Source organism: Aquabacterium parvum, from assembly GCF_001447195.1.
Classification (GTDB): Bacteria; Pseudomonadota; Gammaproteobacteria; order Burkholderiales; family Burkholderiaceae_C; genus Aquabacterium; species Aquabacterium parvum.
This window is the reverse complement of the sequence record NZ_LFRI01000496.1, coordinates 1-273: the sequence shown is the minus strand read 5'-3', so window position 1 is coordinate 273 and position 273 is coordinate 1. Positions and strand designations below refer to the sequence as shown.

The following is a 273-nucleotide window of genomic DNA, read 5'->3' as shown; positions in this document are numbered from 1 at the left end:
TCATCGGTCAGCTCTTCCGGCACCTCGACACCTCGGAAGCACCCAGCAGAACCAAGAAGGCGTTTCCCCTTGAGCGTCTGAAAGGCATGCCATGTATCGGCAACCGGCTGATCGCTGAACTTGACGGCGTACTTGAGAACCTCCATGAACCCCTCGGCGGGATCTCCAACGATGGGCCGCACATCAACGATGAAGCTGTCCCCGGTGATCTGGTGCCAATCCCGCGACAAGCGCTCCTGGCTGGGCTCGACCTCGGCCAAGGCGATCATGTGC

At 60.4% G+C, this 273-nt stretch carries 1 pseudogene; it reads right to left on the bottom strand.

Annotation, left to right across the window (positions count from 1 at the left end):
* Nucleotides 1–273 (bottom strand): annotated as a pseudogene (locus ABG80_RS23025) (protein rep); the annotation flags it as partial.